At 49.8% G+C, this 3,237-nt stretch carries 3 protein-coding genes and 1 pseudogene; all 4 read left to right on the forward strand.

Going from position 1 to position 3,237, the window contains the following annotated elements; all coding sequences use genetic code 11:
- The first annotated feature begins 592 nt into the window (after positions 1-592).
- On the forward strand, positions 593-994 hold the full coding sequence (locus AO277_RS12190; RefSeq protein ID WP_044320126.1) for an antitoxin Xre-like helix-turn-helix domain-containing protein: 402 nt from the start codon (positions 593-595) through the stop codon (positions 992-994).
- Positions 988-1,686 carry an RES family NAD+ phosphorylase gene (locus tag AO277_RS12195; protein ID WP_044320127.1) on the forward strand — a complete coding sequence of 233 codons (699 nt, stop codon included), beginning with the start codon at positions 988-990 and terminating at the stop codon, positions 1,684-1,686. Before AO277_RS12190 ends, AO277_RS12195 begins: the two co-directional genes overlap by 7 nt.
- A 422-nt stretch (positions 1,687-2,108) precedes the next feature.
- The gene (locus AO277_RS12200) at positions 2,109-2,504 is read left to right on the forward strand and encodes a CesT family type III secretion system chaperone (protein WP_044320128.1); all 396 of its coding nucleotides are present in this window, start codon (positions 2,109-2,111) and stop codon (positions 2,502-2,504) included.
- Positions 2,505-2,516: 12 nt separating this feature from the next.
- Positions 2,517-3,170 (forward strand): annotated as a pseudogene (locus AO277_RS12205) (AvrPphF family type III effector); the annotation flags it as partial.
- Between the last annotated feature and the right edge of the window lie 67 nt (positions 3,171-3,237).

Below are 3,237 nucleotides of genomic sequence, written 5' to 3' on the forward strand. Positions count from 1 at the left end.
CCCGAGGGGGGTCAAAACTAAGTTGGCGATTTAGCACGGAAGGGGGTCACTTTTTAGTTGGCGTTGACAGCTAAGTGCACATTCTGTTTCGTTACTCCCAAACCCTGAGTTCCAGAGCACCATAGTGGCGGTCACAAGATTCAGCCCTCTACCCCCAATAGCGCTTTTGTCTCTTTAGGCTCTAGATTTTGTGAAAGTACTATATTAAAAATGAAAATCAACCCTATTGAGACATAAAAAACGCCTCAGACACGCGTCCCGCAAGGGTGTACTCGAATGAGACAGAAACGGCGTGCGCTCACTCGCAGTCAATTCCGGTTCATGACGGTCGATTGCAGGTCGAATCAGATGAATGCAGGTTCATTCGCAAATAATCTCGGTTTGCTGGCTCGAATAGACGCAATCAATCCTGGTCGAAAAACGCGATGATTGCAGGTCGAGGCCATTTCGATTGCAGGTCGTTACACCCATGCATCAATTCGTTTTGGACAGCCACAGAGCTAACAGAACTGGAAAACCACTACCCGAATTTATCTGTAGATCATATTGATGTATATTGTAATCTACAGACCATAAACTGGGAGTGGTGAACATGAGCCAATCGACTACTGCACGTGCACCATCCACCAAGGATGCTGGCGCGGTGGCACTACGCACCGCAGTGACGATCATGGAGCGATGGAAAGCGACACCTAAGGATATCGAGAACACCCTTCGTATATCACGCAGCACCTACTCGCGCGCCAAGGATCAAGGTCGTTCCGTGAGCTTGGATAATGATCAAATTGCACGTATCAGCCTTATCCTGAACGTACATGGTGCGCTGAGAACAATCTTCGACAACCCAGAAAACGTCTATGGCTTTCCACGAATGGCCAACGACAACGAATTTTTTGATGGCAGAGCCCCGCTGGAAATCATGTCCACAGGCTCATTCATCAACCTGTACGAGACTTTCCGTCGCATTGACGTGTTACGAGGTGCCCAATGGTAAGCGCTGCTGATCTGAATGTGCTGCGCGGGGGAGGGAGCATCAAGTCATACCGCTTGGTGAACTCCAAGTTTCCTCCGATTGCCTTGTTCGATGACGTGGCCAGCGCTGACGAGTTCGATATCCTTTACCAAGTTCAGGCCCTGACGAATCCCCGTCTGCAGAACGAGGTAGGCGACCTCAACCTGATCCCTCGCAGCGAAATACCTTTCGGCATCACTGGCTGCTCCTACGCCACCGCGCCGTTCACACACGTGAACCCTGACGGCTCCCGCTTCAGCGATGGCTCGTTCGGCATGCTTTACCTGGCTGCCTCCATGGATACGGCCATCGCCGAAGTACGTCATCACCAAGAAATATACTGGAGCAAAGTGCAAGAGCTGAACTACGAGCGTTTCGTATTCCGTGGTCTGACCTGCGAATTCGACGAGGTGGGTGTACTGGACGCAACTGTGCTGTCTCTGACGGACGCGATATATGCTCCAAACGATTACAGCGCCTCAAGAGCGCTCGGCCGCGAAGTGAGGAAGGCCAAAGCCTCGGGTCTGCGCTATCGCTCCGTTCGCTCGCCTGCCGATACCTGTTGGGCGCTGACTACCCCTCGACATGTTGATTCGATTATCCAATCAAGCCATTACGAAATGGTCTGGAACAAGAAAATCACCAGCGTTAATAAGCTCGTAGCCAGCGCGTGAGAGCCCAAAATTGCTACTGAACGCCTGGATACCGTGCCGACGCAGCACGCCCTTGATCTGAAAGTAAGGCGCACCCATTTTCACATACGGTTTTGCATCGTAAGCGCGAGCAGCTGTTATGGGGGTTGTAAGCCGGAACCGCCGAAATTTCCATCATGGGCGGGAAGCCAGTACTGGTGCGGATTGACGCCAAACAGTTATTTTCCGGCTGCGACGTCGCCAAGCCGAAAACTGTTTGATTGAGCGGCCAAAACATGTACGGAAAACCGTGTCGGATAGCAAAAGCAGCCGTGAACCGCTCAGGTGACGTTTTCCGACGGAATTTTCTGGGGTTCCGGCTTACACCCCCTATACAGGAACAGTTGGTGGAACTTCAATAGGGTGTCGTACCACTCAGCTGGCTCAATATCTAAGGGGACCCCATGAAAAATTCATTCGACCGCTTAATCGATGGGCTCGCAAACGACTATGGCATGCCTAGTTTTCCTGAGAAGAAACATGAGCACGAAATTTATTGTTTTGAATTTAATACCGGCGTCTCAATCAAAATTTACCAAGACAAATTTCGCTGGGTGTATTTCGTGGCCGAAATCGGTCAGCTCCATAAAACTGATGCCGATACGTTGATTAGTATACTTTATCTCAACAGTTTCAGTTTTAGAAAGCCTTTCTTTACACTGGGTTTGAATAGCAAAAAAATTGGAGAGTTACATGCGCGTACCCCTTTGCTGGAGGTTGATAACGTCCAGATGCGAGAGGTGTTTGAGAACTTGCTAGGCGTAGCAGCTGAAATTAAAAAAATGTTCGATTTTAATTGAGGGGTGTTGTTTATGGGTAATATTTGTGGTACTTCCAGCTCCCATTATGTATATAGTCCGCCAGTAAGCCCTCGACATGTATCGGGTTCGTCCACACCGGTGCACAGTGTAGGCGGTCAAGGCCTAACCTCGGTGTATCAACTTTCCGCTGAGGCACGAGATGATTTTCTTGATCGCTTTGACCCAATGCGAAACCTAGGTCTGAACTCGGAAACGCCGCTTTACAGGACCACGGATACCAGCTGGCGCAATGTTATTGCGCAAGTAAGAAATCCTGACGAAGATCCGCGCATCGACCATCTGCTGACAATGGCAGAAGAAATTTACAAGGCATCAAGCACTTTTAGAAAAAGAATGAACGCAGTTGCGGGCGAAGGTGGTGTCACGATAAGGATCGTGCCAGACAGTGAGATCGGCCATTCCTTTGGGCATCCGGCAACTCGGTCTATTGCCTTGACAGAGACAACAGCAAGCAACGTTCAAGGAAGTCACTATCAATCTCTCAATATATTATTGTTTGAACTCTCAAACCTGAGCCGGGCCAATGAAATTGCGGAGATCCGTTCCAGTTTCCAGCAGGGACGAATAGGTCAGCGGCGCGCGGCTCATAACGCCGAAAGAGCAGAGTATGGAACGATCGAAGACATGGTCAAATATTTTACGGAGTGAACCGCCCCGGGTTTCTCGGAGACTCCAACCTTTGAGAGGATGGAGCGATGAAAAAACTACCGAA

The organism is Pseudomonas amygdali (assembly GCF_002699855.1).
GTDB classification, from domain to species: domain Bacteria; phylum Pseudomonadota; class Gammaproteobacteria; order Pseudomonadales; family Pseudomonadaceae; genus Aquipseudomonas; species Aquipseudomonas amygdali.

Coding starts and splice junctions, on each gene's coding strand:
- AO277_RS12200 (WP_044320128.1), top strand. CDS start 2,109: ATGAAAAATTCATTCGACCGCTTAATCGATGGGCTCGCAAACGACTAT.
- AO277_RS12195 (WP_044320127.1), top strand. CDS start 988: ATGGTAAGCGCTGCTGATCTGAATGTGCTGCGCGGGGGAGGGAGCATC.
- AO277_RS12190 (WP_044320126.1), top strand. CDS start 593: ATGAGCCAATCGACTACTGCACGTGCACCATCCACCAAGGATGCTGGC.